This window comes from Megasphaera hominis (assembly GCF_014269395.1).
Taxonomy (GTDB): domain Bacteria; phylum Bacillota; class Negativicutes; order Veillonellales; family Megasphaeraceae; genus Megasphaera; species Megasphaera hominis.
Genome location: NZ_JACOGK010000012.1, coordinates 22,764 through 47,448, shown reverse-complemented (window position 1 = coordinate 47,448; position 24,685 = coordinate 22,764). Strand labels below are relative to the sequence as shown.

Sequence of the window (24,685 nt, the reverse complement as noted above, 5' to 3'; positions counted from 1 at the left end):
CTTTTTTGTAATGTGTAAAAACAAAAGGAAGTGTAACATTTCAAATAAATATAAATTATAGTATAATGAAAACAGATAATCCAATCTGTCTCACGCCGTGGGGGCTGGAAAGCGTTGCTTTCCTTGCGGCAGCGTGGATATAGTTTTTCTTTTCACGGGGAGGAATACGTATGAAATACAGTAGAAATCTAGTAACAGGTTTGATTTTAGCCAGCGTCTGTGGCCTAGGTCTGCAACCATTGACCGTCCAGGCGGCCGATACGGTCGTCACAGGTGATAATACCCAGGTAGTCGGCGCTGCGTTATATGATGAGGACCTATCCGGCAATACGGTTACCATGCCTAGCGGTACGGCCAATCATATTTTTGCTGCCTTTACGATGAAGGGCAAAGCTACTGATAACACCGTGACCATTGGCGTACCGGGCTCTTCGGTAAAGCCGGAGGTCACGTCCACCATCAATGGCGGCGAATCAGGACTTAGCGATGCGATAAGCAATAAAGTGTATGTCTATAACAGTAATGTAGGAACGATTTCTTCTCAACTAAAGCCGGAAGATACTATAGGCAAATTGGCACCTGCAGCAGAAGGTATTATCGTTGGCGGTGCCGCCAATACGTTTAAACTGTACGTTACCTTGGGAAAATCCATGACCGACGAAGAATACTATGGCGGTCTGGCTAAGCAGAATGAAGTGCATATTTCCGACAGCACCGTAGGTCCAAACATTACCAGTATTTTAGGCGGCTTAGCAGAAGGACAGGCTAACAACAATAGGGTGACCATCGAAGATTCCGACGTCACCTTAGGAAATTTTTACCGGCACATCGGTGACCAGCAGAAGCTGGTCTATGGAGAAAATTCTATTGCAGGTGGTTTTGGTGTCAATGGTGCCGATAACAATACCATCACCATCAGCAATACGACGGTAGATGTCGGCGCTGTTGGCGAGCTCGAATATTCAGATACAATGGCAGGCCAATACGGCGTTTATGGCGGCGTGGCCCGCGGCGGTACGGCCTCAAACAATATTCTTTCCATTACAAACCAGAGCAACGTGGAAAACGTTCGCTTCCTCTATGCAGGCTCCACGAATAATCCGAAGCGTGGCCCTTGGGAATTTCCCAACTCAGATGGTGCAGCCAGTGCCGGCGGGGCGATAACAGATGATTTAGCCAAGGTATCCTATGCCAATGGCAATACTTTGAATGTTGAAAACTCCGCTATTTCCGGTAATCAAATGCTTATGGGCGGAGCCACAGGGCTCACCGGGGCCAATGATAACACGGTTACTATGACCAATGCCACTGTAACAGGTCTTACTGCGTTTTATGGCAGCGAGGCTACAGGTGGGGAAACTACGGGCAACGATATTACCATTACGGGCGGCTCCATGAGCGGCACTGACGACGAAGGCTGGGACTTTTTGGGCACAATCTCCTCAAAACTAAGCAGTGATAATACGCTCACCATCAAAGATGCTGTCATTTCAAATCCCCATGCAATAGTAGGGAATTTTGATACTACGGAACCTGGTAATGGATATGCAAATCCCATTGTTTCAAATAATACGATGACACTCTCCAATACGACCATTAACAATGTGATGGGGCAGATAACCACTGCTGTGTCATTTCAAAAAAGCAATTATAATACACTGGCCATTACAGGCGGCAATATCAGCTATAACGACTATGCCAAATTGGCGCAGGAGTATTACTATGGTTTGAATTTGGCAGCTGGAACAATTATAGGTTATGGAACTGATACCGAAGCCAGCCATAATACGCTGACTGTAACAGATGCGACCATCACGAATCTGCCGGCCCTGGCTGGTGGTGACGTATTTGGGGATGTTTCAGGTGCCGCCGATGATAACACCGTTACCATCACTGGTGGCTCCGTCGACGTAGGTGAAATCTACGGCGGCTACACTACCTCCGGCGAAGCCCTGCGCAACAGCGTCACCATGGGTGAGGGTATTATGGCGAAAAAGGTTTACGGTGGATTCGTTGCCAATGAAGGAAATGCCAACAAGAACACGGTCACCATCAACGGGGGTACGGTGGAAGAAACTGTCGTAGCCGGCACCACACCCTCAGGCGACGTCTCAGGCAACACGTTAAACATCAGCGGCGGCACCATCGGCACGACAGATGCCGTAGATGAAGAAGGCAACTCTATTGCTAACGGCAACCTCATCGCCGCAGGCTACACGGACAGTGGCAGCGCCGCAGACAACACGGTCAACGTTACCGGCGGCACCTTAGGGGAAATGATGAGCCTCTACGGCGGCTACACACCGACCAAAACAGCTAGCACAGGAAATACGCTGAATATGTACACCAAAGGAAATACAGTCGAAAATCTGGACTATTTCCAAAACCTCAACTTCTACGTCCCCGAAGGCACAACAGCAGGGGAAACGATGATCGAAGTCACGAATAATGCCGACGTCAGCGGTGCCGACATCACAGCCGGCGTCTACAACAACACGCAAATCCGCCCGGGTCAAGTCATCAACCTCATCCACGACAGCGCCAACGGCGTCACCACCGATGAAAACACGACCTATTCCATGATGCCGGACAAAGATTACGTCCTCACGCCGGGCCTGGTCCGCTACGACGTCCTCATCAAGAAACAAGACCCGGAAACGGTCGTCCTCTACATCCCCGAAGACAGTAAGGGCACCCTTATCCCGGCCACCAAGCTCATGACGTCCCAACGCAACCGCGCCATCAGCACCGTCACGGATGTCACAGACACGGCTTCTACCAGTGGCTACGAAACAGCCATATCTGCGTGGAACGCAGAAATGGGCAGCCATGCCGGCTGGGAAGACCACGAGGTCTGGAAGAAATACACACCGTACGTCCTCTTAGGCGGCAATGACCTCCGCTACGACACGGACTCGACCACCAACACGCAAGGCTTCAACAGCGAACTGGGCTTCGTCAAACGGTCCTATCACGACGACTACATCGACACCTACATGCCGTTTTTAGAATACGGCAACGGCAACTACACCGAACGCTATCAGGGCGCCCGCGGTGATGGTAACCAGCAGTACATCGGCGCTGGTTTCCTCGTCCGTCGCGACCGCACCGACGGCATGCACTACGAAGCCGTCCTCCGCGCGGGCCAGCTCAATACGGACTACCATGCCGATATCGCCGGGCACCACATCAGCTACGACACGGACACGAACTACATCGCAGCCCAACTAGGGCTGGGCAAACTCTATACCCATAAGGATAACGACTACGATATCTACACGAAACTCTTCTGGTCTCACCTCTTTAGCGACAACGTAGACATCTACAGCGATCTGGGTAAGGCCCAATACCAATTTGACAGCACCGACTCCGTCCGCAGCCGCATCGGCTTCCGCTGGACGAAGCATTACCAGGAAAACCAAACCTATTACCTAGGCCTGGGCTGGGACCACGAATTCGACGGCACGGCCCGAGCCACGTACAACAACTTCGACCTCCCTGAAAAAGATGGCAAGGGCGACGCGGGCTTCCTGGAACTGGGCTGGTCCAGCCAAAGTCACAAAGACAATCCCTGGAATGCCGACGTCAAACTTAGAGGCTGGGTAGGCATGAAGAAAGGGATTGATTATACCCTTACTATTGGCAGAGCCTTTTGATACTACCCGCTGATAGAGATACAAAAAGCAGGACCCAAGGAAACTACAAAAGCGGTTCCTTGGGTCCTATTTTTGTGTCAGATTTAACTTTTGGAATCAGCCTCTATCCCCGCTTCGCGGGACTTTCTCCGGTCTCGGAGAAAGCCTGCGGCGGTTCATTTTAGTGGTCATCTGACCGAAGCTTATTAACCGTGCATTTTGTGGATTCAACCTCTATGAGTTTTTTCACGGTATTTTCTTCAGTCTCGGAGAAAGCCTGCGGCGGTTCATTTTAGTGGTCATCTGACCGAAGCCTATTAACCGTGCATTTTGTGGATTCAACCTCTATGAGCTTTTTCACGGCATTTTCTCCGGTCTCGGAGAAAGCCTGCGGCGGTTCGTTTTGGTGGTTATCTGACCGAAGCCTGTTTCACTCAGTGCATTTTTGTGTAATATGAATTGTATTGACAGGGAATAGGGGGATTGATAATATGATGTACATACATCAAAAAGAGTAGTTTTAGCTAGAAAACGACGACGCACGAAGTGGTTTTAGTGTGGATTGGGAGGGGCTTTTAATGGAAACAAAAACGATGCAAGGGCGTCAGGAAATCTTGCTCATAGTCGTGGCGGCGTGTCTGCTTTTTGGCTATGGTGCGGGTGTGCGGGGGATTTATGGGATCGTGATTAAGCCACTGACGGCTCTGTCCGGGATTAGCTATGCTGATGCTGGCTTTTCCTTTGGCATTGCACAGCTCATGTATGGTCTGACCCAGCCTTTGTGGGGCGCATTTGCACTACGGAAAGGAAATCGCCTGGTTCTCTTGTGCGGTGTTCTCCTCATGGCTGCAGGCTTAATCCTGACGCCTTTGGCACATAGTGTTTCGTCGCTCACGTTATACTTGGGCATTATTCTGGCCTCCGGTACGGGTGCTCTCAGCTTTGGTCTCGTCATGGGTACGATTTCTCCCATCCTTGGACCTAAGCGGGCTTCGGCTGTTTCTGGTATTCTCAATGCCTCAAGCGGTATCGGCAGTGCTATTTTATCGCCAGTCATGCAAGGCCTCAATAGCGCTGTTGGCATTCAGGAGGGCCTTTTTATTCTGGGCGGCGCTATGGCCTGTTTGTTTCCTGTCGTTTGGTGGCTCTGTGGTCTGCAGAAAAAAGCCGGCATTAGCGTAGCTGCTGAAACGACAGCAGGAGAAGGCAGAATCAGCATTGCAGAAAACCTGAAACGGGCTTGGCGGACTTGGGATTACAAGGCACTCCTCATTGGCTTCAGTACGTGCGGCTTTCACATGGTCATTATTCAGACCCATTTAGTCCCACAAATGGAATCCTTGGGCATTCCTGGCGCTACAGCTGCCATGATCTACACGGGTTTTGGCATTACCTCCATTTTAGGCTCTATCCTCTGCGGAGTACTGTGTCTGCGCTTCCCGCTCCGCACCGTCTTGGGGACGCTCTATGCCTTGCGCGTCGTCACTGTAGGCGTATTCATTTTTCTTGTGCCGCAGACGACAATCTGGCTGGCTCTTTTTGCCCTCCTCCTGGGCATGACCGGTGATGCCACGGTGACACCGACATCACAAATCATTAGTAACCGCTTTGGCGCTGCATCTATGGCCTTTCTCTTTGGCCTGACCTTTGTTTGCCACCAAACGGGTGGTTTCATCAGTTCCTGGCTGGGCGGAATTCTTTACACGCAAACTGGTTCGTACGATATGATTTGGTTAGCCGATATTATCCTTTGTGCTATAGCTGCCGCTGCCAGCTATTCTATTCGAAAATGATGGATATCCTTCAATCAAATAGTAGTACGGCTGCAATGCCCGTATGAAGTTATTGTACCAGCCTGGTACGCAGCGCTTTCTCAAATCTTAGAGAAAGTACGTCAGGAAAATTAGATTTCATTATTGTATTCTCCCGAAATTCGAATTGATGTGCGTTTGCCTAATGACTATAATAGTGTATGAAAAGTAAAAGTAATTAAGCATATATTGAATGTAAGGGGGAAATGCCGTTATGAACGAGTTTGTCTATAGCTATCCTACAAAGGTTTTATTTGGTGAAAAAGCCGCGGCTAAGCATTTGCCGGCAGAGTTATCTAAGGTTGGGCAGACGGTCATGTTGGCGTATGGTGGTGGCTCTATTAAGCGGAACGGGATTTATGATGAGCTTCTTAGTGTCTTGCAGGCTGCTGGGAAACGGATTGTTGAGTTTTCCGGTATTATGTCTAATCCAACGTATGCCAAGGTTCAGGAAGGGGCAGCGCTAGCTAAGGCAGAAGGTGTTGATTTTATCTTGGCTGTTGGTGGTGGATCTGTCCTGGACTGCTGCAAGGTGGTTTCGGCTCAGGCTAAGCTAACGACGGACCTGTGGAGTTTTGAGTATGGTGAAAAGAAGCAGCCTGCGGAATTTATTCCTATGGGTGCTGTCGTTACGGCTTTTGGCACTGGCTCTGAAATGAATAATGGTGCCGTCATTACGCATGCGGAAAAGAAAATCAAAGGAGCCTTATGGGGAGCTTTTTATGATTTTGCTATTCTTGATCCGCTTTATACGATGACGATGCCCTTGAAGCAAGTTTTTTCCGGGGCTTTCGATTCGCTCAGTCATTGTATGGAAACGTATATGGGAAAACCGCGGACAAGCAATTTGTCCGATGAAATTAACGAAGCGTGTCAGCGCAATATTATCGCCCATGTACGGGCTACTCTGGCAAATCCCCAGGATGTGCAGGCCCGTAGCGAACTTATCTGGGCGGCAGCCATGGCGGAAAATGGTATTCTAAAAATCGGCAAGGCTACGGATTTCCAGGCTCATATGCTGGAACATCAACTCGGTGCTTATACGGATTGCAACCATGGCCAAGGCTTGGCGGTTATCCATCCTGTTTTGTATCGTCATATGCTCACGGAAGGGGAAGAGCAGTTCGCTCGTTTGGCTGTCAATGTCTGGGGAGTTGATCCCTCTGGAAAGAGCCAGGCAGAACTTGCCGAAGCGTTTGTTCAATCTTTGGCAGCTTTCATTAAAGAAGCAACTTTGCCAACCACCTTTGCTGAAATGGGGATTTCCAATGACGTAGATTATAAGGCTATTGCTCAAAGTACGGTTCTCACGCCCAACTGCTGCAAGAAATTCACAACGGAAGAACTTCTGGATGTGTTGATGGAATGCAAGGGATAGGGAAGATTTTAACTTTATCTTTTATTGGGATAGAATGTGGCCAGGGCCTAGGGAAATGCTTTTGCTATTTCCTTAGGCCCTGTTTTTGTGTGTGCAAATAAGTTAACAGAATCAACCTCTATAAAATCAACCACGATCCCCGCCTCGCAGTGCTTTTCCCGATTTTGGAAAAAGCCTTTATTTTTTTGCTGGCTTTACGGGATGTTCTAGTCTCTGAATTCGCTTTTCATATTCATCTAGGACATTTTGCAGTGTAATGTGGGCCATTTCTTCTTCGGCCCGATTTTGAACTTGGTCGAAGGAGTCCTGGAGTGCTTCTTGAATGTGGACGCCTACGCCGCAGTTGGGGTTAGTGTGGGTGTCCAGGTGGAGCAGGGGCTTGCGGCCTTCGACGGCGCGGTAGACGTCTAATAAGGTGATCTCCGTTGGTTCTTTTGCCAGTTCTGGTTTGGCGTGGCCTTTGATGCTACGCAGGAGACCGGCTTTGCGCAGTGTAGACATGAGCTGCCGGACGTAGCTGGCGTTGGTTTGGACGCTGATGGCAATGCGTTCACTCGTGAGGGGCAGGTCCGGATTCAAATTGATGAAGGCCAGAATGTGGACGGCGTCGCTGACTTTGGTTGAGTATTTCATGGGAATTTCCTCCTTGCTGTTGATTTTATTTTAACATCCTGTTGACGAAGATACAAGACGGTGTTACACTGTATTTGATGTTAGAAATAAATGTACAGCAAAGAAAAGAGGATATAGCCATGAGCTTTTACGAAGATCTTGTCATGAAAACGCAGATGAATTACAACAAATATTATCGCCTGTATATGATGGGCCGTACACCTTATGAATTGAGCGACAAGCCTTGTGCTCCGTATAAGGAGCAGATTGCTGCTTTGATTGAGAAGATCAATACGGCAGATTGTGTAATTGTCGGGGGTGCTTCGGGACTTTCCGCTGCCGGCGGTGGTGATTTCTATTATGAGGATTCGCCGTCGTTCCGTCAGTATTTCGGCAAGTTTGCCAAGAAGTATGGCTTTGCCGGTGCTTTTAATGGCATGCAGTATCCCTATGCCACGCGAGAAGAATTCTGGGCTTACTTGGCGACGTTCCTGTATACGACGCAGCATGCGCCGGTCCGTCAGCCTTATAAGGATTTGGATGTTCTCATCAGGGATAAGGATTTTCATATTCTGACGACGAATCAGGACACGCAGTTTATCAAGCTGTATCCGGAAGCCAAGGTTAGTGAAATTCAAGGGGACCATCGCTTTTTCCAGTGCGCCCGTCCTTGCTGTGATGATACGTGGGATGCCTTACAGCCTATTGAAGAAATTATCAAAGCGACAGACGATAACCTTTCTATTCCCAGTGATATGATTCCCCGTTGTCCCCATTGCGGCGGTGAAGCGTTCCCGTGGGTCCGGGGCTATGGCAATTATCTCCAAGGAACGAAGTATGAAGAAGAGTATGCCAAAATTTCCCAGTATGTCCAGGCACACGCAGATGCGAAGATTCTCTTCCTCGAACTCGGTGTGGGCCGCTTGACGCCTATGTTTATTCAGGAACCGTTCTGGAACCTGACGCTCAATTTGCCCCAGGCGTACTACGTGTCGGTAAACGACCGCTATGCTTTCTTGCCGAAGGATATTGAAGATAAAGGCTTTGTCATCCACGGTGATTTAGCGGAAGTGCTCCATGATGCAGCGGATGCCATGGTCAACAGGAAGACGAATTAAGGAGGTATAGGAATGGCAATGTATCAGGAAATTGCAGAAAAAATCAAAGCGGCCGACGCCATTCTCATCGGTGCCAGCAATGGCCTTTCCATTACGGAAGGGATTCATCTCTTTGCTGATAACCAGGCGCTGCAGGATCTCTTAGGTGACTTCAAGTCCCGGTATGGCTTGCGGTCTCTCTTGCAGGGCATGGGTGCCCGCTGGCCTGAGGAAGAAGTGAAGTGGGCGTTTTGGAGCCGCATTGTGCAGCATTATTGTAATGAGTACCAGCCTACGCCGGTCATGCATGATTTGAAAGCGCTCGTAGGGGACAAGGAGTATTTCATCGTTACGTCGAATGGGGAAGAGCACTTTGAGAAGAGTGGTTTTGCTAAAGAAAAAATTTATGAAATTGAAGGAACGTGGCTCGCTTTGCAATGTGCTCATGCCTGCCATGCCGGATTATATCCTTGGTCAGACCTGGCAGGGAAGATGGCGGATGCAGAACAGGATGGCCGCATCCCTGCAGATATGGTGCCAAAATGCCCACATTGCGGCGGTCCTATGGCAGTACACCTGTGCTTGGATCAGAACTTTTTGCCAGACCACGAAGCAGGACGGCGGTTCCAGGATTTCCTCACGCAATACCACGGCAAAAACCTGGTTATTTTAGAATTGGGAATTGGCAAAAATAACCAGCTTATCAAGGCACCGCTCATGCGGCTTACGGCGGCAGAAGCGCAGGCTACGTATATCACGATTAATTTGGGCGAAATTTTCATTACGCCGGATATTAAAGACCGGGCCTACGGTCTGGATGGGTATTTGGAACCGGTAGTCCATGAGCTGGTGACGTGCCTATGAGACAGGTAATTCCCGCTTCCATCCGGGAGGACTATGTGTACTGGAAGACGTATATGCATGAGCACGTAGATTTTTCCCATGGTGCCAGTGTCATCCACACGAAGGCCCACTGCGAGCGGGTGCTCTTGTATGCCCTCATCTTGGCAAGGAAGCTGAAATTGACTGAAGCGGAAACGACGAGCCTCTGTCACGCTGCTGTGTATCATGATTCGCGGCGTCACGATGATTGGCTCGACGTTGGCCATGGGAAACGGGCTGCTGAATACTACCGGCAGGCCTGCCAAGCCGAGGCCTTGCCCTTTTACCGCCTAGCTTATGATGTGATGGCTTGGCACGATCACGCTGACGAGGAAGGCCTGGCCGTCATACGTGAGCACGCTGCTTCGCCGCATGCAGGGCTCGTGTACCAAGCCTTTAAGGATGCCGATGCGCTGGACCGCTTCCGCCTCGGGCCAGATGGCCTGGATGTGCGTTATTTGCGCAGTGAAGCAGCGCGTCAGCTCTATGATTATGCCCATGCCGTCTGGACAGACGGTCTTGAGGAGGGATAAACGATGAAGCAGATGGACACACGCAATCTTTCCATGGTCATGGATCTCTATGAAATGACTATGGCCAACGGCTATTTTCACACGGCCGATATTTATGATCCTGTTACCTTTGATGTATTCTATCGGAAAAATCCGGATGGCGGAGGCTTTGCTATCTTTGCCGGATTAGAGCAGGTCTTGGATTATTTAGAAGGGTTGCACTTTGGCCCGGAGGATATTGACTATTTGCGGTCTCTTCGTCTTTACGACGAGAAATTCCTCGAATGGCTGGCTCACTTCCGCTTTACCGGTACAGTAACGGCCATGCCGGAGGGTACTATTGTTTACCCAAACGAGCCATTGGTGACCATCAATGCACCGCTCATTGAAGCCCAGCTTGTAGAAACGGCTATTCTGGCCCAGATTAATCACCAGTCCCTCATTGCGACGAAGGCGCGCCGCATTGTCCAGGCTGCCAAGGGACGGGCTGTTTCGGATTTTGGTGCCAGACGGGCACATAATATGGATGCTGCTGTCTACGGTGCACGGGCGGCGTATATCGGTGGCGTCAACAGTACGGCTACGGTCTTGGCAGGCCAGCTTTTTGGCATTCCCGTAAGTGGTACTATGGCCCACAGCTGGGTCATGTATTTCGACGACGAGTATACCGCATTCAAGCACTTTGCCGAAATCTATCCGGATCAGGCAGTCCTCCTGGTGGACACGTACAATGTCCTCACGTCGGGCGTGCCCAATGCCATCCGTGTGGCAAAAGAAGTTCTGGAGCCCATGGGCAAACGCTTGGCCGGTATCCGTCTTGATTCAGGCGACTTGGCCTACCTTTCAAAAGAGGCGCGGCGTATGCTCGATGATGCCGGCCTGACAGATTGCCGCATCGTCGTTTCTAATAGTCTCGACGAATACACAATTCGCTCCCTCCTCGATCAGGGCGGCTGCATCGACTCCTTTGGCGTCGGCGAACGGCTCATTACTGCCAAGAGCGACCCCGTCTTTGGCGGTGTCTATAAGCTTACGGCCGTTCATCACGGACAAGCGTGCCGCCCTAAAATTAAGCTCTCTGAATCCTTCGAAAAGATTACCAATCCAGGCCGGAAGAAGATCTGGCGTATTTACGACGCAATCGGTCATGCCCGGGCAGACCTCCTGACTAATCCCGACGAAAAGCCGGATGTGCGCACGGAATACGTCTTCGTCGATCCGGAAAAGCCTTGGAAACGGTCCCATTTCAGCCATTGCACAGCAAAAGAATTGCACCAGACGTACATCCAACAAGGCAAACGCGTCCAAACCCTGCCAGCACTTTCGGATATACGGGCGTACGTCCAGGACCAGCTGCGTCATGAGATTTGGCCGGAAGAACAACGCTTTGAAAATCCTCACCACCATTATCTTGATATGAGTCCGGCCTATTATGAAATGAAAATGAACCTTCTGCGTCAGACGCGGGGACAAGGCAGCCTGTAAAAAGGCTCTTCCACCTTTTTTTACTAAACTGTTCGGGTAAAAGAGAGCAAAAAAGCGCCAGCTTCGGATACAATGTATCCCGAGGCTGGCACTTTTTTTGTAACCTTTTTAGGAGGAGCTGATATTTGGCTTGTATTTTTCTTATTAGAAGAGGAAACAAAGAGTGAGATTTGCGGATACGTTGTTGCCGTTTTTTATCTTTCACCTCCAAGCTGGGATAAAGCTAAGAAAAAGTTATGTTCCTGTTTAGCTTTTAGAAAGGTTTATGATGCATACTTACAAGCATCAATCTTGAAGCAGTTTAGAGAAAGGCGGCGATTTGTATGCTAGCAACTCGGGCAGGTGTTTTGGAACGAGTAACGTTTTTTAGGAAGTTTGTAGAGCATCCCACGGAGATCGGTAGTGTTACGCCCAGTTCGGCTGCGCTGGTGGAGGCTATGGCTGACCAGGTTCCTTGGCAGCATGTGCAAAGTGTCATCGAGCTGGGTTCCGGTACAGGGACGTTTACGCGGGCTATGGCCGATCGCGTGCGTGCAGATTGCCGTGTAATCTTAGTGGAGCAGGATTGGCAAATGCGCTATGACCTGCAGCAGGAGTTTCCTGATTTTGTTGTAGAGGAGCGGGCTGAGGAACTGACCCGTATGGTTCACCAGTCTGGCTTACAGCATGTTGATTGCGTTGTATCCGGGTTGCCATTCCTTTCGTTTCCGAAAGCTTTGCGGGAAGAAATCATCCGTGAAGTTTGGCAGGTCCTTTCTCCGGAGGGAGTTTTTGTCCTCTTTCAGTATACGCCGTTTTTGAGGCCTCTCTTGGCCGGTTATTTCCCGTCTATTGAGACGAAGTACGTGCTCAAGAATTTCCCGCCGGCCTTGGTCTATACGTGCCGTTTCGGTCGATAAGAGGAGGGGACGCTTATGTTTCTGACACAACTGGGCGCTTGGGATTACCACGCCTTTACACTCATCAACAATATGGCCGGCCAATACGCTATACTGGATTGGCTCATGAAAGGCTTATCCCGCTACAGTCCGGAAATTCTTGTGGCATTTCTGGTCTACCTATGGTTTAAAGGCCGTGCAGGTACAGCAGATCAAAGAGATCACCGTACTTTCGTCATCTTAGCGATTGCCGGTACGGTATTCGCCTTGGCTATAGGCCAGGTAATCGGTACGCTCTGGTTCCGTCCCCGTCCCTTCACCGTTCACTTAGTAAATATGCTCTTGCCACACGGAGCAGATGCATCCTTCCCGTCGCATCATGCCTTGGCAGCCTTTGCCATTACGACAGCTGCCTGGTTCTATGACAAGAGGACAGGTATCGTCTTTGGTATCTTTGCCATTCTCGTCGGCATTTCCCGTCCTTTTGTCGGTGCCCATTATCCCCTAGATATCACCGGTGGTGCATTCATAGGCATTGCGGCCATGACAGTCGTCTACAAAGGCAGAGTGATTCTGATGAAACCGGCAGCTTTTATCGTACGTATTTATGAAAAAATTGAATTTACCATTCCGGGCCTGCGGGCTCTCCATTGGTGAATGTTTGTCTCTGAAATCAGACTTGGCAGGTTAGGACATATTTTGTCTTGATCTGCCATTTTTTTGTAAGGGGGAATGGTTGGAATACATCAGTTTCTTTGATATAATATAGCATATCGTATAGTTGGGAGGAGAGATAGTGAGAGCACTTCGGTTTATTGCAGGGACGATTATTTTTTGTGCCCTTATTTCAGTCGTATGTGTATCTGCGCCACTCGCGTTTTTGACGAGTCCCTTAGGGCTTTTTTCTTTTTTTGCCTGGGCTATGGGAGGCTGTATCATTATCGTGCCTTGCCTCTTGGTATTGACGTATGCCTTGCGGGCCTTGGGCGTTGTGCGAAGCCTGTGTTTTTGGGAAATTGCCAGTGTGTGCGTGAGTATTATGTATGTATCCCGCCTATTTCAGTTCAATTCTGTGCTTACCTTGCATGTTTGGCCTGTGGTGATGATTGGGAGCGTAGGACTGGGGATTATACTGCTGGTTTATGGTAAGGTTAGGAAACGCAGGGAGCCATAATGACGGAAGCACGAGTCGCAGGGGCTGAGGCTGTTCACTTGTGGTTTTTGTCTTCAACCTCAAGCACCTTGCGGGCCCTTTCGCTAAAGTTGGAGAAGACTTAGGATTGACAAATAATAATTTTTAGTTGATAATATAGGTAATTGGAGGCGATAACAATGCAGAAGATTATTGGCTTATATTTAAATGGCTGCCCGTATTGCAAGAATGCGCGGTTGTCGATAGAAGAATTGATCAAGGAAAATCCGGAATATGGGAAGGTTCCTGTTGAATGGTATGAAGAAACGGAGCATCCGGAAATTTCTAAGCAGTTTTCTTATTATTATGTGCCGTCTCTGTTTATTGGCCAGGAAAAGTTGTATGAAGCACAGCCTGGACAGAGCTACGATGAAATCAAGGCTCATGTAAAGGCGACGTTTGATGCTGCTTTGAAGGCTTGATATACGAGTACAAGACCGTTGGCGTATAAGCGCTGGCGGTCTTTTTTTGATTATATTTCTTCCGCGCCGGAGTCGCTACAGTGTGCCTTAGCTGGCGTGGTATATCTTGTAGAATCTATAGTGAAATAGTATAATAAAAAGAGCTTTTTGAATTAGAAAGGATACCCTATATGGCAACTACAAATGATAAAATTATTCACTATACAGCAGATGAATTGATCCGTGTTTCCGTGGCTGTGACGCGGGGAATTACGCAGAAAGCGCGGGAGTGCCACAATTTGTCGCCTGTAGCAGCTGCAGCATTAGGCCGGACCATGACCGGGGCGGCTCTTTTGGCAGGCGACTATAAGAGTCATGAAGGCGTGTCCTTGCGCTTTAGCGGTGGCGGTCCGTTGGGTGTGGTTCATGCCGATTGTTTCGATTCTCAGTATTTGCGGGGCTATGTCGATAATCCGATTGTCGATTTGCCACTCAAGGAAAATGGCAAGCTCGATGTCGGTACAGCTGTAGGCCGTGATGGCCAAGTGTCGGTCACGCGCTTTACGCCTCAGGAAATGACGTATACGAGCCAGTCGGATATTGTTTCTGGCGAAATTGCTGAAGATTTAGCTTATTATCTCCTTACATCCGAACAGGTTCCTTCGACGATCAGCTTAGGTGTTCTCGTAGACCGCGATTACTCCATTGCCGCATCAGGCGGTTTCCTTGTTCAGGCCCTGCCCGGTGCAAAGGATGAAGATTTGGTACGGGTAGAGAAAAATATTGCCGCTATCGGTCCGATTACGTCGTACCTGCATGAACACCAGGACGCAGAAGAGCTGGCCAGCCTCATTTACGGTGATATGCATTTCCACGAGCTGTACCGCATGCCTTTGTCGTGGCGCTGCACGTGTTCGAAGGAACGCATTGAAAATGTGCTGTTATCCTTACAGGAAGCAGATAAGGCAGAGCTCCTCAACGATCCGCAGGTTGAAATGACCTGCCATTACTGTAACAGTAAGTATGTCATCAGCCACGATGAGCTGGTGGAACTTTTTAAGAAAAAGGAAAAGTAAAAGGAGTGATGATCCATGGGGGATATTGCCATTATCGGTGGTACAGGCCTTTGTGACCCCAAAATGTTGTCCCATGTGACGAGTGGACAAATGGAAAACTTCTATGGTACGATCCGCTTCACGCGCGGAACGTATAAGGGAAAAAACGTCATCTTTTTGGCACGACATGGGAAATACCATTCCATTCCGCCCCATCTCATCAATTACCGGGCTAATATCTTGGGCCTGAAGAAATTGGGTGTTTCGGCCATCCTTTCGACGACGGCTGTAGGCGCTATCAATCCGGACGACCAGCCTAACGATTTTGTCCTGCCGAATCAGTTTATCGATTTTACGAGTCATTCCCGGCACGGTTCGTTCTTTGACGGCGGTATTAACGGCGTCGTGCACGTAGACATGACGGAGCCCTTTTGTCCGACCTTGCGTGAAGCCGTCCTCGAATCGGCGAGTGAATTGGGCTACGATGTGCACCCAACGGGGACCTACGTCTGTACAGAAGGACCACGCTTTGAAACGCCGACAGAAATCCGCATGTTTGGCATGCTCGGCGGCGATGTCGTTGGCATGACCTGCGTGCCAGAAGTTTGTCTGGCGCGAGAAGCGGAGATGTGCTACGCCACCATTTCCATCGTGACGAACTATGCCGCCGGTATTACAAAGCGTCCTATGGAACACAAGGAAGTCGTCGAGCAGATGGAGCAAAATGCCGAACGGCTGCGCCGCCTCATTTTGCACACAGTAGAACTGTATGACGACCGGGATTGCATGTGCCGTCATACCTTGAAGGAATACGGAGGCTTTACAATCTGATGGAGACCCTACGCTGGCAAGATCATACGTTATATTTGCTCGACCAGACGCAGCTGCCCCTGACGGAAACGTACCTGACGTGCACGCGCTGGCCCGCCGTAGCCGACGCTATTCGCTGCCTGGCTGTACGGGGCGCGCCTGCTATTGGCGTGGCCGCTACCTATGGTGCGGTCCTGGGGGCGCAGAAAATTGCCGGGGAAACGACGGACGCCGCTGCTTTTGGTGACCGCTTCCTGGCTGTTTGTGACGCTCTGGAAGGAACGCGGCCAACGGCAGTCAATTTGCACTGGGCCCTGGCACGTATGCGTGATGTAGCGGCTGCGGCCTTAAAAACAGACAGCTGCACTGCCGTCGTTGGACGACTGGAAGCAGAAGCGATGCGCATTGATGAGGCTGACAGGGAGATTAACCGCCGTATGGGCCAATTTGGCGCTGCCGAGCTGGCACAGCTGGGCCGGCCGTTGACGATCCTTACGCACTGCAACGCCGGCGCCTTGGCTACCGCTGCTTTTGGTACTGCCTTAGGCGTCGTCCGGGCCCTGCATGCGCAGGGGCTGGTGCGCATGGTATACGCCGATGAAACGCGGCCCCTATTGCAGGGAGCCCGCCTGACGACGACAGAACTGGCGGCTGATGGCATTCCCGTAACACTCATTACGGATAATATGGCTGCGTGGACTATGAAGACCAAAGGCATTGATGCAGTTATCGTCGGTGCTGACCGCATTGCTGCCAATGGTGATACGGCCAACAAGATTGGCACCTATGGCGTAGCCTTGCTGGCAGCTGCTCACGGGATTCCCTTTTACGTCGCCGCACCTGTTTCCACCTTCGACCGAACCTTGGAGGATGGGACAGGGATTCCTATTGAGGAACGGGCAGCCGACGAAGTGCGGCAGTGCGGTGGTCTCGCTACGGCCTTGCCGGAGATTTCTGTCTTCAATCCGGCTTTCGATGTGACGCCGCACGAATATATTACAGCTATCGTGACGGAGCATGGCGTCCTGCACCATCCGGACAGCCAGGTTCTGCATGAATTTTTTAGAAAAGAGGGTATATAGTTTATGGAATCAATCATCCGCGATATCAAACTGGCCAAGAGCGGCCACGAAAAAATCAGCTGGGTCAATCATTATATGCCGGCCTTGAACGCCATTGGTGATACATTAAAGGCTGACCAGACGTTTAAAGGCAAAACCGTTGCCGTAAGCGTTCATCTCGAAGCAAAAACGGCTTATTTGGCCGAAGTATTGCACCGTGCCGGTGCCAAGGTCATCGTAACGGGCAGCAACCCCTTGTCTACGCAGGATGACGTGGCTGCGGCCCTCGTCGAAGATGGCCTGACGGTCTATGCAACTCATGCCTGCACAGATGAAGAATACTTTGGCTATCTCAATAAAGCACTCGATCATCATCCGGACATTATCATCGATGACGGCGGCGACCAGGTAAACCTCTTGCACACGACACGGGCCGATGCCATGGAACACCTCCTGGGTGGCACGGAAGAAACGACAACCGGTGTCAACCGTTTGCATGGTCTCGATAAAGCAGGGAAATTAAAATTCCCTATGATTGCAGCGAACGATTCGTACTGCAAATACCTCTTTGATAACCGCTATGGCACAGGCCAGTCCACATGGGACGGTATTATGCGTACGACGAACCTCACGGTCGTAGGCAAACGCGTTGTCATTGCCGGCTATGGCTGGTGCGGCCGCGGCTGTGCTATGCGGGCGAAAGGCTTGGGCGCCCACGTCATCGTTACGGAAGTAGACCCCATTAAGGCTATTGAAGCTGTTTTCGACGGTTTTGAAGTCATGACCATGGAAGAAGCTGCCAAAGTGGGCGATATTTTTGTTACCCTTACAGGCGACAAAGACGTCATCCGCAAGGAACATCTGGAAAAGATGCACGACGGCGTCATCTTGGCCAATGCCGGTCATTTCGACGTAGAAATCAATAAAAACGACCTGAACGATCTGGCTGTACGCCATTTCGAAGCCCGTCACAATATTGAAGGCTATGAACTGGCTGATGGCCGCATCTTGAACCTCCTGGCTGAAGGCCGCTTGGTTAACCTCGCTGCCGGCGATGGCCATCCGGCAGAAATTATGGACCTTTCCTTTGCCGTACAGGCTCTGGCTGCCAAATATATTCTCGACCATCACGCTGAATTGGGGAACCACGTCTATGTCCTGCCTCACGAAATCGATACGGAAATCGCCAAGATTAAACTGGAATCCATGGGCTACCATATCGATACGTTGAGCGAAGAACAGCGTCAATACCTGAATCTCGACTAAGGAGGCCGTCGCGTGAAGAAGACGATTATCAAAAACGTAGGCCTCTATCAGGACCACGTCATTAAAGAACACCAGAACATTGAAATTACAGACGACCGCATCAGCGGTTTTCCTACTGATAAAGACCTCCTGGACCGGGTCTATGACGAAACCCTCGACGGCCACGGCATGCTGGCCACGCCAGGCTTCGTCAATACACACAACCATATTGCCATGACAGTCTTCCGCAGCTACGCTGACGACATGAACCTCATGGACTGGCTGCAGACGAAAATCTGGCCGGCTGAAGATCACCTGGACAGTGACGTCGTCTATAACCAAACTATGCTGGGTATTGCCGAAATGATTCGTTGTGGTACGACGAGCTTTGCCGACATGTATTTCTTCATGGACGACACAGCCCGTGCTGTAGCGGAATCGGGGATCCGCGCCTGCCTCTCCCGGGGCATGACAGGCATTACGCCCAGTGCTGAAACAGCACTCAAGGAAAACCGCCAGCTTTTCCTCGATTGGCATAAAAAGGGGGATGGCCGGATTACGGTCATGCTGGGGCCGCACGCTCCTTATACGAACACGGCTGCCTATTTGCAGCGTGTCGTCGCCTTGGCCAAAGAACTGGGTGCCGAAATCCACACGCATCTTTCAGAAACGAAGGGTGAAGTAGAAGAATGCCGCAAAAAATATGGTAAATCGCCGATCGCCTGGTTTGATGAACTGGGCCTCTTCGATACGGGCTGCCTGGCAGCACATTGTGTCTGGGTCGATGCTGATGATTTGGATATTATGGCCCGCAAGCACGTCCGCGTGGCCCACAATCCGGGCAGTAACCTGAAGCTCGCCAGCGGCATCGCTCCTATTGGCAAGATGCTGGAAAAAGGCATCACTGTCGGCCTCGGCACGGATGGCGCATCGAGCAACAACAACCTGGACATTATGGAAGAAATGCACCTGGCAGCCCTCATCCATAAAGCCAATACGCTTGATCCACTGGTCATTCCTGCTGAAACGGCTGTCAACATGCTCACTGAAGGTGGCGCCAAGGCTCTGGGCTACACGGATATTGGCCGTCTGGAAACGGGCTATAAAGCCGATATTACCCTTATCGACCGTTCTGGACTGCACTGGTATCCCCGAAACGACCAGATGTCCCTTCTGGCCTATGCAGCTAACAGCTTCGATGTCGATACTGTCCTGGTCAACGGCAAGATTCTCCTGAGAAATAAGGAATTTACGACCATAGATATAGAAAAAATCAAACACGAAGCAGAACGGACGAAGAATAAGCTCTTTGCGTCCCTCTAAACACTTGATACATGCTAAAACCGAACCACTGTCACTAGGACACGGTTCGGTTTTAGCTTCATAAACAACGCAACAGAAAGGAACCCGGAAATCAGTGAATAAACCACTCATTGCCTTTGTTTGCACGCATAATTCCTGTCGCAGCCAACTGGCTGAAGCTTTGTCCCGCCACCTCGCAGCTGACACCTGGATCAGTGTTTCTGCCGGTACCCATCCGTCTGGGGCCATCGACAAGGACGCCTGCCGGATTCTTAAAGATCGCTACAGCATCGACATGATAGCAGAAGGGCAGTACAGCAAAGCACTCACGGACCTGCCCGGCCATATCGACGGCGTCGTCACTATGGGCTGTGGTGTCCAGTGCCCATATGTACCGGCTGCCTGGCGGGAAGATTGGAACCTTCCTGATCCGACGGGCAAACCTGACGCTGACTATCTGGCCGTCATCGATGCCCTTGTGAGGCATATCAGTGTCTTAAAGAAAAAATATAACCAGACCTAACAAAAACATCCCAGCCTCATGCAGGCTGGGATGTTTTTTATCCTTCAATAGAGTTCATCTGTACTGTTGGCCAGCTTTTGCTGTTCTTCCCGGATGTAGCGCTTGACCAGTTGCTGCAAGACGAAGTTTTGTTTTTGCCCCTTGCGATTTACGATTTCCGTAAATTGTTCTTTTACGCTGCGGGGGACACGCATGTTTAAGACGACTACCTTTTCCTCGTTATCCATTTGCTCGCTCCTTTTTCTCATCGATTTGGGGGCGTCATGGTTCGCCTAGGGCCGATTCGTTGATGATGTATTCACGAATGAGCCGTTCTAACACAGTGGACGGAACCTGGCCTTTATTCGTCGCCAGGGTGACGAATTTTTCGTGCAGCTGCGTAGGAATGCGGACGATGACAATGGTTTTCTTTTCTTCCATTTCTTTCGTTTGCTCCTTTTTGGCATGTAAAAAAAGCATTTTTTATATGTGATTATAGTAACATAAAGAAGCAAAAAATAGCAAAACGAATAACTAATAGATGGAGCTAAAAAAACTTTGCTTGTGGTTCCGTGAATAAGGCATTATAGAAACTGCTAACGTATCCTAGCGTTGAAATGAGGAGCCTTTGGTTAATAGAATGATAGGAATAGGCAAGAGACATGAGAGAAATGATATACCGTACTACTTCTGAAAAAAGGTAAAATAGAGGCGTAAGGATATGTGAAAGGAGAGGTGATAGATGAGGAAAATATTGGTTTGTGCAATAGCCACCATACTGGTATGGGGGACCGGCATGGTAGCTCCTGCAGGCGCAGCGGCTCCCAGCCAGCATCTGAAATTCGGCATTACCCGGCCTCAGGTTCGGGCCATTTCAGACGTTACCTACGCCCAGTATTTCGCTTGGCCGAAGACCTTCCTAAAGATGGACATCCTGCAGCCACAATTACAGCAGAAAATGCCGGCCGTCGTATTTGTCACCGGCGGTGGCTTCGTGGCTTCGCCAAAAGAAAACTACCTGCAGCAGCGTGTGCATCTGGCAGAAGCGGGCTATTTCGTGGCCAGCGTAGAATACCGTGTCATTCCTAACGGTATTTTTCCGGATCCTGTCGTTGATGTCAAAGCAGCCATCCGCTATTTGCGGGCCCATGCTGATGAATTCAACATCGACCCAGAGCGTATTGCCGTTATGGGCGAGTCCGCCGGGGGCTATCTGGCCGCTATGGTAGGGACGACGAACGGCGATAGGGACTTTGACAAGGGCGATAATCTGGACCAGAGCAGCGACGTCCAGGCCGCCATTGACATTTATGGCCTGTCAGATCTCAGCAAGGTAGCTGCAGATTTTCCGAAGGAAGAGCAAAAGCGCCATGAATCACCGGCAGCGCTGCAAGCCTTATTCATCAACGGTACATCCTTTTCTGCTAAAGGTGGCGGCAGCGTCCAGGACCATCCGGAAAACGTAAAAGCAGCCAATCCCGTGACCTATATTTCACCAAAAACACCGCCGTTTCTGCTCATGCATGGGGATCACGACCAGGTTGTTTCGCCCAGCCAGACTGAACTCCTATATAATGCGTTACAAAAAAGAGGGATTCCTGCTACGCGTTATGTCGTAGAAGGAGCCGGTCATTCCGACCAGTACTGGGTGCAGCCGGAGGTTGAACAGGTGATTTTGGGTTTTCTGAATACAAATTTGAAGAATAAAAAATAAGGAGGAATCATACATGAAACACATGAAGCATATAGGCATCGTCGCCGCAAGCTTAGCCACCGTCGTAGTATTTTTAGGGCAGCCTGCCCCGGCCCATGCTGCCACTGTACCCGTAGCAAATGCTGCAGCGGTCCAGACACAGAAAGAAGCTGGCAGCCTCGTAGCCGATAAAATCGCCCTGAAGGAACTGGTCGATACCTTTTCTATCTTGGCCGATCAGAAGGATGGCATTGCCCAGGAACCGCTTTTCACCAAGGATGCCGTCGTAGAAAACTACTCCGATGGCAAGCTCATGACCTCCCTGAAAGGCCGGGAAAACATCGGCAAAGCCTTTGACGATTTTCTCAAGACCCAGGACGTCGTCTACCACATCAACGGCCAGCAGGTCGTAGACATCAAAGGCAATACGGCAACCGGCACGAGCTATTGCTACGTCGTACTGATCAGCACACAAAATGGCAAGCAGGTCAAACGCTCCGGCGGCGTGCGCTACCATGACGAATACGTCAAACAGGACGGAAAATGGCTGATTCAGAAGCGAAAGGCCGATTTCGTCTGGACAGAATACAGCGATTTACAAAAATAGGGGGAGAATATGTATGAGAAAATCAAGAAATCTGGGAATCCTAGCGGCCGGTTTTGTCGCAGCACTGGTGCTCTTTGGCCAGCCTGTACCTGCCCATGCTGCAACTACGCAGGTAGCAGGGGCTGCGCAGCAGACTGTAGGGACAGCTAGAAGCACTACGGCCGGTCAGGGACTAACCGCCGCTATACCAGGTCAGGCCGGCCTGGCAAAGACCAACGTGCCGGATCCGGCGGCTCTTCCCAAGACGGCCATGCCCGGTGCCTATCCTATGCCTGGGACGTACGAAATCAGCTTTAGCCATATCCGTTTAGGCTCAGCCACGCCCAACGCAGTCATCCACTATACTCTCGACGGCAGTGAGCCTACAAAAGACAGCCCCGTCTTTGATCCTGCAAAGGGCGCCATCCCCATCCTGGAATTTGGCGCCGGCGCCAATAATACGAGACAGACAGAAAAGACTGTCGTCGTCAAAGCTATTGCCTTATCGGCAGGCGCCGCACCCAGCGACGTAGCCACGCTACGATACAATTTCGTCGTCAACCAGCCGGGATACTTCAGCTATGAAGTCCTCCGCGAGGCTGCACCGGACACGCCGGCTCTGATCCGGATCTCCGATTACGCCCGTGTAAACATGTTCCTCGTAGTGGGCTCCAAACGGGCCTTGCTGATTGATAGCGGTCTCGATTCAAAAGGAGATTTGTATTCTCTCATAGAAAAGCTCACAGGTGGCCTCCCCTTTGATGTTATTTCTCTCCATGGCCACGGCGATCATGCAGCGCAGACACAAAACTTCTTAGACAAACACATCCGCGTCTATGTTCCGCACAAGGACCTCAGCTGGTTTGGTGACAAGATTCCGCAAGGTACGCTCGATCCTAAAGAAGGGGACACCTTTGATTTAGGCAATACCGTACTGACCGCCTATGCTGTACCGGGTCATACCGTAGGCAGCATGGTCCTCCTGGATCCCAAGACCGGCGATTTGTACACATCGGACTCGCTGGGCAGTAACGACCCCATTGGCCCTAATTCGGGACTCCTTGACGATGTTGGCATCGAATGCTCTTTGGACCGCTATTACACGGCGCTTGTTGACCTAAGGAAAAAAGTAAACGGCCGGGCTAAACGCATTTTCACAGGCCATAATCCTTTACCCTTAGATATGAAATATCTGGATAATGTAATCGCCACCGTGAAAAATGCCCTGGACAAAGGCGAAAGCGCCTTGGTTCCTTCCATCAGACCGCCGGAATCGACCTACGGCTCCACGACCATGTTCGCCTATGGCGACTACCGCGTCGATCCCAATAGCGTTGCTATCAACCCGAAATACCTCTACGCCAAAGACGCCGAAGCCAATCCGCCCAAGATTATCAAAGGCTACCTGAATCCCCAGGCCAGAGCCTATCCGAAACAGTAGAACTCCACAAGGGGACTTGCTGGTCACGAATGATATGCTAAAATGTGAAATAAAGAAAAGTCGTGTCCCTGCTATGCTTCTCTGCATACCTTTTGTAGGAGCATGGCACACCTTTTAGTTCTGAGACAGAAGAGGAGATGAGTGCTATGGAAACGAAGTTGTCTGCATACAGACAGGAAATGGCTGCAATTGTCAGTCGTCACATGAAGCGGGAAACGTGGATAGAAACGGCTGTCCCGTCGCTGTACTTCGTGCGGGAATTTTCTGCCAGCGAGCCAAGTCATATTTTCCAGAAGCCATCCCTTTGTATCATCCTGCAAGGGAAGAAGGAAATCTGTCTGGCTAAGGAATGCTTTCAATATGGCCCTTCAGAATATCTCATTTCCGCTGTAGGTCTGCCAGTTATCGGGCAGATTATGGAGGCTACCGAGACAGAGCCCTACATTTCCTTGAAACTGGAATTTACTATGAATCAAATCGTCGATTTGATTCATGATAAGTATCAGGAAAATCCCAAAAAGAAACAGGACAGGGCTATCCACGTCAGCCCCATTGAGGTGCCGCTCATGGATGCCATGGCACGCTTGGTACGTCTCGTGGATGCGCCGGATAACATTGACGTATTAGCGCCTATTTACATTAAAGAAATCCTCTATTACGTGCTCATAGGCCCGCACGGCCATGTGTTGCGGCAATTCGCTATGAAGGGCAGCACTGCCTGCCAGATTCAGGAAATCGTTCAGTACGTCATTACTCATTATAATGAAACTATCCGCGTAGAAGAACTGGCGGAAAAAGCAAAGGTCAGCGTGCCGACACTACATCGTCAATTTAAAGAAGTGACAGCCATGAGTCCGTTACAATTTCAAAAGAAATTACGCTTGCAGGAGGCTCGCCTCCTTTTGTTAAAGGGTACTGTAAATGCAACTGATGTGGCCTTTCAGGTCGGCTATGAGAGCCCGTCACAATTTAGTCGCGAGTACTCTCGGATGTTCGGCTACCCACCTAAAAAGGACAGCAAGCGCTTATTGGCAGAATATGTTTAAACATAGTTTGGCTGGCATTCTATATTGTGCTACATGTACCGGAGCAAACAAAAAAGACCCT

At 50.2% G+C, this 24,685-nt stretch carries 23 protein-coding genes; 20 read left to right on the top strand and 3 right to left on the bottom strand.

What is annotated here, in order from left to right:
• Positions 1-170: 170 nt before the first annotated feature.
• The 3 genes from H8J70_RS05460 to H8J70_RS05450 all read left to right on the top strand — a co-directional run bounded on the left by H8J70_RS05460 (position 171) and on the right by H8J70_RS05450 (position 6,824).
• Positions 171-3,656, top strand: coding sequence for a hypothetical protein (locus tag H8J70_RS05460; RefSeq protein ID WP_186502850.1), 3,486 nt, complete (start codon positions 171-173; stop codon positions 3,654-3,656).
• A gap of 557 nt (positions 3,657-4,213) precedes the next feature.
• On the top strand, positions 4,214-5,428 hold the full coding sequence (locus H8J70_RS05455) for an MFS transporter (RefSeq protein ID WP_186502849.1): 1,215 nt from the start codon (positions 4,214-4,216) through the stop codon (positions 5,426-5,428).
• 232 nt (positions 5,429-5,660) lie between these two features.
• Entirely contained in the window at positions 5,661-6,824 is a 1,164-nt protein-coding gene (locus H8J70_RS05450) for an iron-containing alcohol dehydrogenase (protein ID WP_186502848.1), read from the top strand.
• A 177-nt stretch (positions 6,825-7,001) separates the two neighbouring features.
• Here H8J70_RS05450 and H8J70_RS05445 read toward each other — a convergent pair whose 3' ends face one another.
• Positions 7,002-7,457 (bottom strand): Rrf2 family transcriptional regulator, encoded by a 456-nt coding sequence (locus tag H8J70_RS05445; protein ID WP_186502847.1) that lies wholly within the window; start codon positions 7,455-7,457, stop codon positions 7,002-7,004.
• Between the two features lie 119 nt (positions 7,458-7,576).
• Here H8J70_RS05445 and H8J70_RS05440 point away from each other — a divergent pair, with 119 nt between their 5' ends.
• From H8J70_RS05440 to H8J70_RS05380, 13 genes are all read left to right on the top strand, one after another.
• Complete coding sequence (locus tag H8J70_RS05440) at positions 7,577-8,554, top strand: SIR2 family NAD-dependent protein deacylase (protein ID WP_186502846.1); 978 nt, start codon at positions 7,577-7,579, stop codon at positions 8,552-8,554.
• A 12-nt stretch (positions 8,555-8,566) separates the two neighbouring features.
• Complete coding sequence (locus tag H8J70_RS05435) at positions 8,567-9,397, top strand: SIR2 family NAD-dependent protein deacylase (protein WP_222433593.1); 831 nt, start codon at positions 8,567-8,569, stop codon at positions 9,395-9,397.
• Entirely contained in the window at positions 9,394-9,948 is a 555-nt protein-coding gene (locus H8J70_RS05430; protein ID WP_186502845.1) for a hypothetical protein, read from the top strand. Before H8J70_RS05435 ends, H8J70_RS05430 begins: the two co-directional genes overlap by 4 nt.
• A 3-nt stretch (positions 9,949-9,951) precedes the next feature.
• Complete coding sequence (locus tag H8J70_RS05425; protein ID WP_186502844.1) at positions 9,952-11,412, top strand: nicotinate phosphoribosyltransferase; 1,461 nt, start codon at positions 9,952-9,954, stop codon at positions 11,410-11,412.
• 323 nt (positions 11,413-11,735) lie between these two features.
• A complete protein-coding gene (locus H8J70_RS05420) occupies positions 11,736-12,311 on the top strand; it encodes a class I SAM-dependent methyltransferase (protein WP_222433592.1) in 576 nt (191 codons plus the stop codon).
• A gap of 15 nt (positions 12,312-12,326) precedes the next feature.
• Entirely contained in the window at positions 12,327-12,947 is a 621-nt protein-coding gene (locus H8J70_RS05415; RefSeq protein WP_186502842.1) for an undecaprenyl-diphosphatase, read from the top strand.
• A 675-nt stretch (positions 12,948-13,622) separates the two neighbouring features.
• Positions 13,623-13,904, top strand: a complete 282-nt coding sequence (locus H8J70_RS05410) for a thioredoxin domain-containing protein (protein WP_186502841.1) — start codon at positions 13,623-13,625, stop codon at positions 13,902-13,904.
• Positions 13,905-14,074: 170 nt separating this feature from the next.
• The gene (gene hslO, locus H8J70_RS05405) at positions 14,075-14,959 is read left to right on the top strand and encodes an Hsp33 family molecular chaperone HslO (RefSeq protein WP_186502840.1); all 885 of its coding nucleotides are present in this window, start codon (positions 14,075-14,077) and stop codon (positions 14,957-14,959) included.
• A gap of 15 nt (positions 14,960-14,974) precedes the next feature.
• Positions 14,975-15,769 (top strand): S-methyl-5'-thioadenosine phosphorylase, encoded by a 795-nt coding sequence (gene mtnP / locus H8J70_RS05400; RefSeq protein ID WP_186502839.1) that lies wholly within the window; start codon positions 14,975-14,977, stop codon positions 15,767-15,769.
• Complete coding sequence (mtnA, locus tag H8J70_RS05395; protein ID WP_186502838.1) at positions 15,769-16,830, top strand: S-methyl-5-thioribose-1-phosphate isomerase; 1,062 nt, start codon at positions 15,769-15,771, stop codon at positions 16,828-16,830. Before mtnP ends, mtnA begins: the two co-directional genes overlap by 1 nt.
• Positions 16,831-16,833: 3 nt before the next feature.
• Positions 16,834-18,075 (top strand): adenosylhomocysteinase, encoded by a 1,242-nt coding sequence (locus H8J70_RS05390; RefSeq protein WP_186502837.1) that lies wholly within the window; start codon positions 16,834-16,836, stop codon positions 18,073-18,075.
• Between the two features lie 12 nt (positions 18,076-18,087).
• A complete protein-coding gene (locus tag H8J70_RS05385) occupies positions 18,088-19,377 on the top strand; it encodes an amidohydrolase (RefSeq protein ID WP_186502836.1) in 1,290 nt (429 codons plus the stop codon).
• Between the two features lie 94 nt (positions 19,378-19,471).
• A complete protein-coding gene (locus H8J70_RS05380; protein WP_186502835.1) occupies positions 19,472-19,879 on the top strand; it encodes an arsenate reductase/protein-tyrosine-phosphatase family protein in 408 nt (135 codons plus the stop codon).
• A 44-nt stretch (positions 19,880-19,923) separates the two neighbouring features.
• On the opposite strand, the gene H8J70_RS05375 is transcribed toward H8J70_RS05380, so the two are convergent.
• Both H8J70_RS05375 and H8J70_RS05370 read right to left on the bottom strand, forming a co-directional pair.
• On the bottom strand, positions 19,924-20,106 hold the full coding sequence (locus H8J70_RS05375; RefSeq protein WP_186502834.1) for a hypothetical protein: 183 nt from the start codon (positions 20,104-20,106) through the stop codon (positions 19,924-19,926).
• Between the two features lie 34 nt (positions 20,107-20,140).
• Complete coding sequence (locus H8J70_RS05370) at positions 20,141-20,299, bottom strand: hypothetical protein (protein WP_186502833.1); 159 nt, start codon at positions 20,297-20,299, stop codon at positions 20,141-20,143.
• A gap of 301 nt (positions 20,300-20,600) precedes the next feature.
• On the opposite strand from H8J70_RS05370, the gene H8J70_RS05365 reads away from it, so the two are divergent.
• The 4 genes from H8J70_RS05365 (at position 20,601) to H8J70_RS05350 (ending at position 24,624) form a co-directional block, all read left to right on the top strand.
• Positions 20,601-21,572: an alpha/beta hydrolase gene (locus H8J70_RS05365; RefSeq protein ID WP_186502832.1), complete on the top strand. Its 972-nt coding sequence runs from the start codon at positions 20,601-20,603 to the stop codon at positions 21,570-21,572.
• A gap of 13 nt (positions 21,573-21,585) precedes the next feature.
• Positions 21,586-22,158, top strand: coding sequence for a nuclear transport factor 2 family protein (locus H8J70_RS05360; RefSeq protein ID WP_222433591.1), 573 nt, complete (start codon positions 21,586-21,588; stop codon positions 22,156-22,158).
• A 13-nt stretch (positions 22,159-22,171) separates the two neighbouring features.
• A complete protein-coding gene (locus H8J70_RS05355; protein ID WP_186502831.1) occupies positions 22,172-23,578 on the top strand; it encodes an MBL fold metallo-hydrolase in 1,407 nt (468 codons plus the stop codon).
• A 146-nt stretch (positions 23,579-23,724) separates the two neighbouring features.
• The gene (locus H8J70_RS05350) at positions 23,725-24,624 is read left to right on the top strand and encodes an AraC family transcriptional regulator (RefSeq protein WP_186502830.1); all 900 of its coding nucleotides are present in this window, start codon (positions 23,725-23,727) and stop codon (positions 24,622-24,624) included.
• Positions 24,625-24,685: the final 61 nt, after the last annotated feature.

Coding starts and splice junctions, on each gene's coding strand:
- H8J70_RS05440 (WP_186502846.1), top strand. CDS start 7,577: ATGAGCTTTTACGAAGATCTTGTCATGAAAACGCAGATGAATTACAAC.
- H8J70_RS05430 (WP_186502845.1), top strand. CDS start 9,394: ATGAGACAGGTAATTCCCGCTTCCATCCGGGAGGACTATGTGTACTGG.
- H8J70_RS05365 (WP_186502832.1), top strand. CDS start 20,601: ATGAGGAAAATATTGGTTTGTGCAATAGCCACCATACTGGTATGGGGG.
- H8J70_RS05370 (WP_186502833.1), bottom strand. CDS start 20,299: ATGGAAGAAAAGAAAACCATTGTCATCGTCCGCATTCCTACGCAGCTG.
- H8J70_RS05455 (WP_186502849.1), top strand. CDS start 4,214: ATGGAAACAAAAACGATGCAAGGGCGTCAGGAAATCTTGCTCATAGTC.
- mtnP (WP_186502839.1), top strand. CDS start 14,975: ATGGGGGATATTGCCATTATCGGTGGTACAGGCCTTTGTGACCCCAAA.
- H8J70_RS05410 (WP_186502841.1), top strand. CDS start 13,623: ATGCAGAAGATTATTGGCTTATATTTAAATGGCTGCCCGTATTGCAAG.
- H8J70_RS05360 (WP_222433591.1), top strand. CDS start 21,586: ATGAAACACATGAAGCATATAGGCATCGTCGCCGCAAGCTTAGCCACC.
- H8J70_RS05350 (WP_186502830.1), top strand. CDS start 23,725: ATGGAAACGAAGTTGTCTGCATACAGACAGGAAATGGCTGCAATTGTC.
- H8J70_RS05390 (WP_186502837.1), top strand. CDS start 16,834: ATGGAATCAATCATCCGCGATATCAAACTGGCCAAGAGCGGCCACGAA.
- H8J70_RS05415 (WP_186502842.1), top strand. CDS start 12,327: ATGTTTCTGACACAACTGGGCGCTTGGGATTACCACGCCTTTACACTC.
- H8J70_RS05375 (WP_186502834.1), bottom strand. CDS start 20,106: ATGGATAACGAGGAAAAGGTAGTCGTCTTAAACATGCGTGTCCCCCGC.
- H8J70_RS05425 (WP_186502844.1), top strand. CDS start 9,952: ATGAAGCAGATGGACACACGCAATCTTTCCATGGTCATGGATCTCTAT.
- H8J70_RS05435 (WP_222433593.1), top strand. CDS start 8,567: ATGGCAATGTATCAGGAAATTGCAGAAAAAATCAAAGCGGCCGACGCC.
- mtnA (WP_186502838.1), top strand. CDS start 15,769: ATGGAGACCCTACGCTGGCAAGATCATACGTTATATTTGCTCGACCAG.
- H8J70_RS05460 (WP_186502850.1), top strand. CDS start 171: ATGAAATACAGTAGAAATCTAGTAACAGGTTTGATTTTAGCCAGCGTC.
- H8J70_RS05450 (WP_186502848.1), top strand. CDS start 5,661: ATGAACGAGTTTGTCTATAGCTATCCTACAAAGGTTTTATTTGGTGAA.
- H8J70_RS05445 (WP_186502847.1), bottom strand. CDS start 7,457: ATGAAATACTCAACCAAAGTCAGCGACGCCGTCCACATTCTGGCCTTC.
- hslO (WP_186502840.1), top strand. CDS start 14,075: ATGGCAACTACAAATGATAAAATTATTCACTATACAGCAGATGAATTG.
- H8J70_RS05355 (WP_186502831.1), top strand. CDS start 22,172: ATGAGAAAATCAAGAAATCTGGGAATCCTAGCGGCCGGTTTTGTCGCA.
- H8J70_RS05420 (WP_222433592.1), top strand. CDS start 11,736: ATGCTAGCAACTCGGGCAGGTGTTTTGGAACGAGTAACGTTTTTTAGG.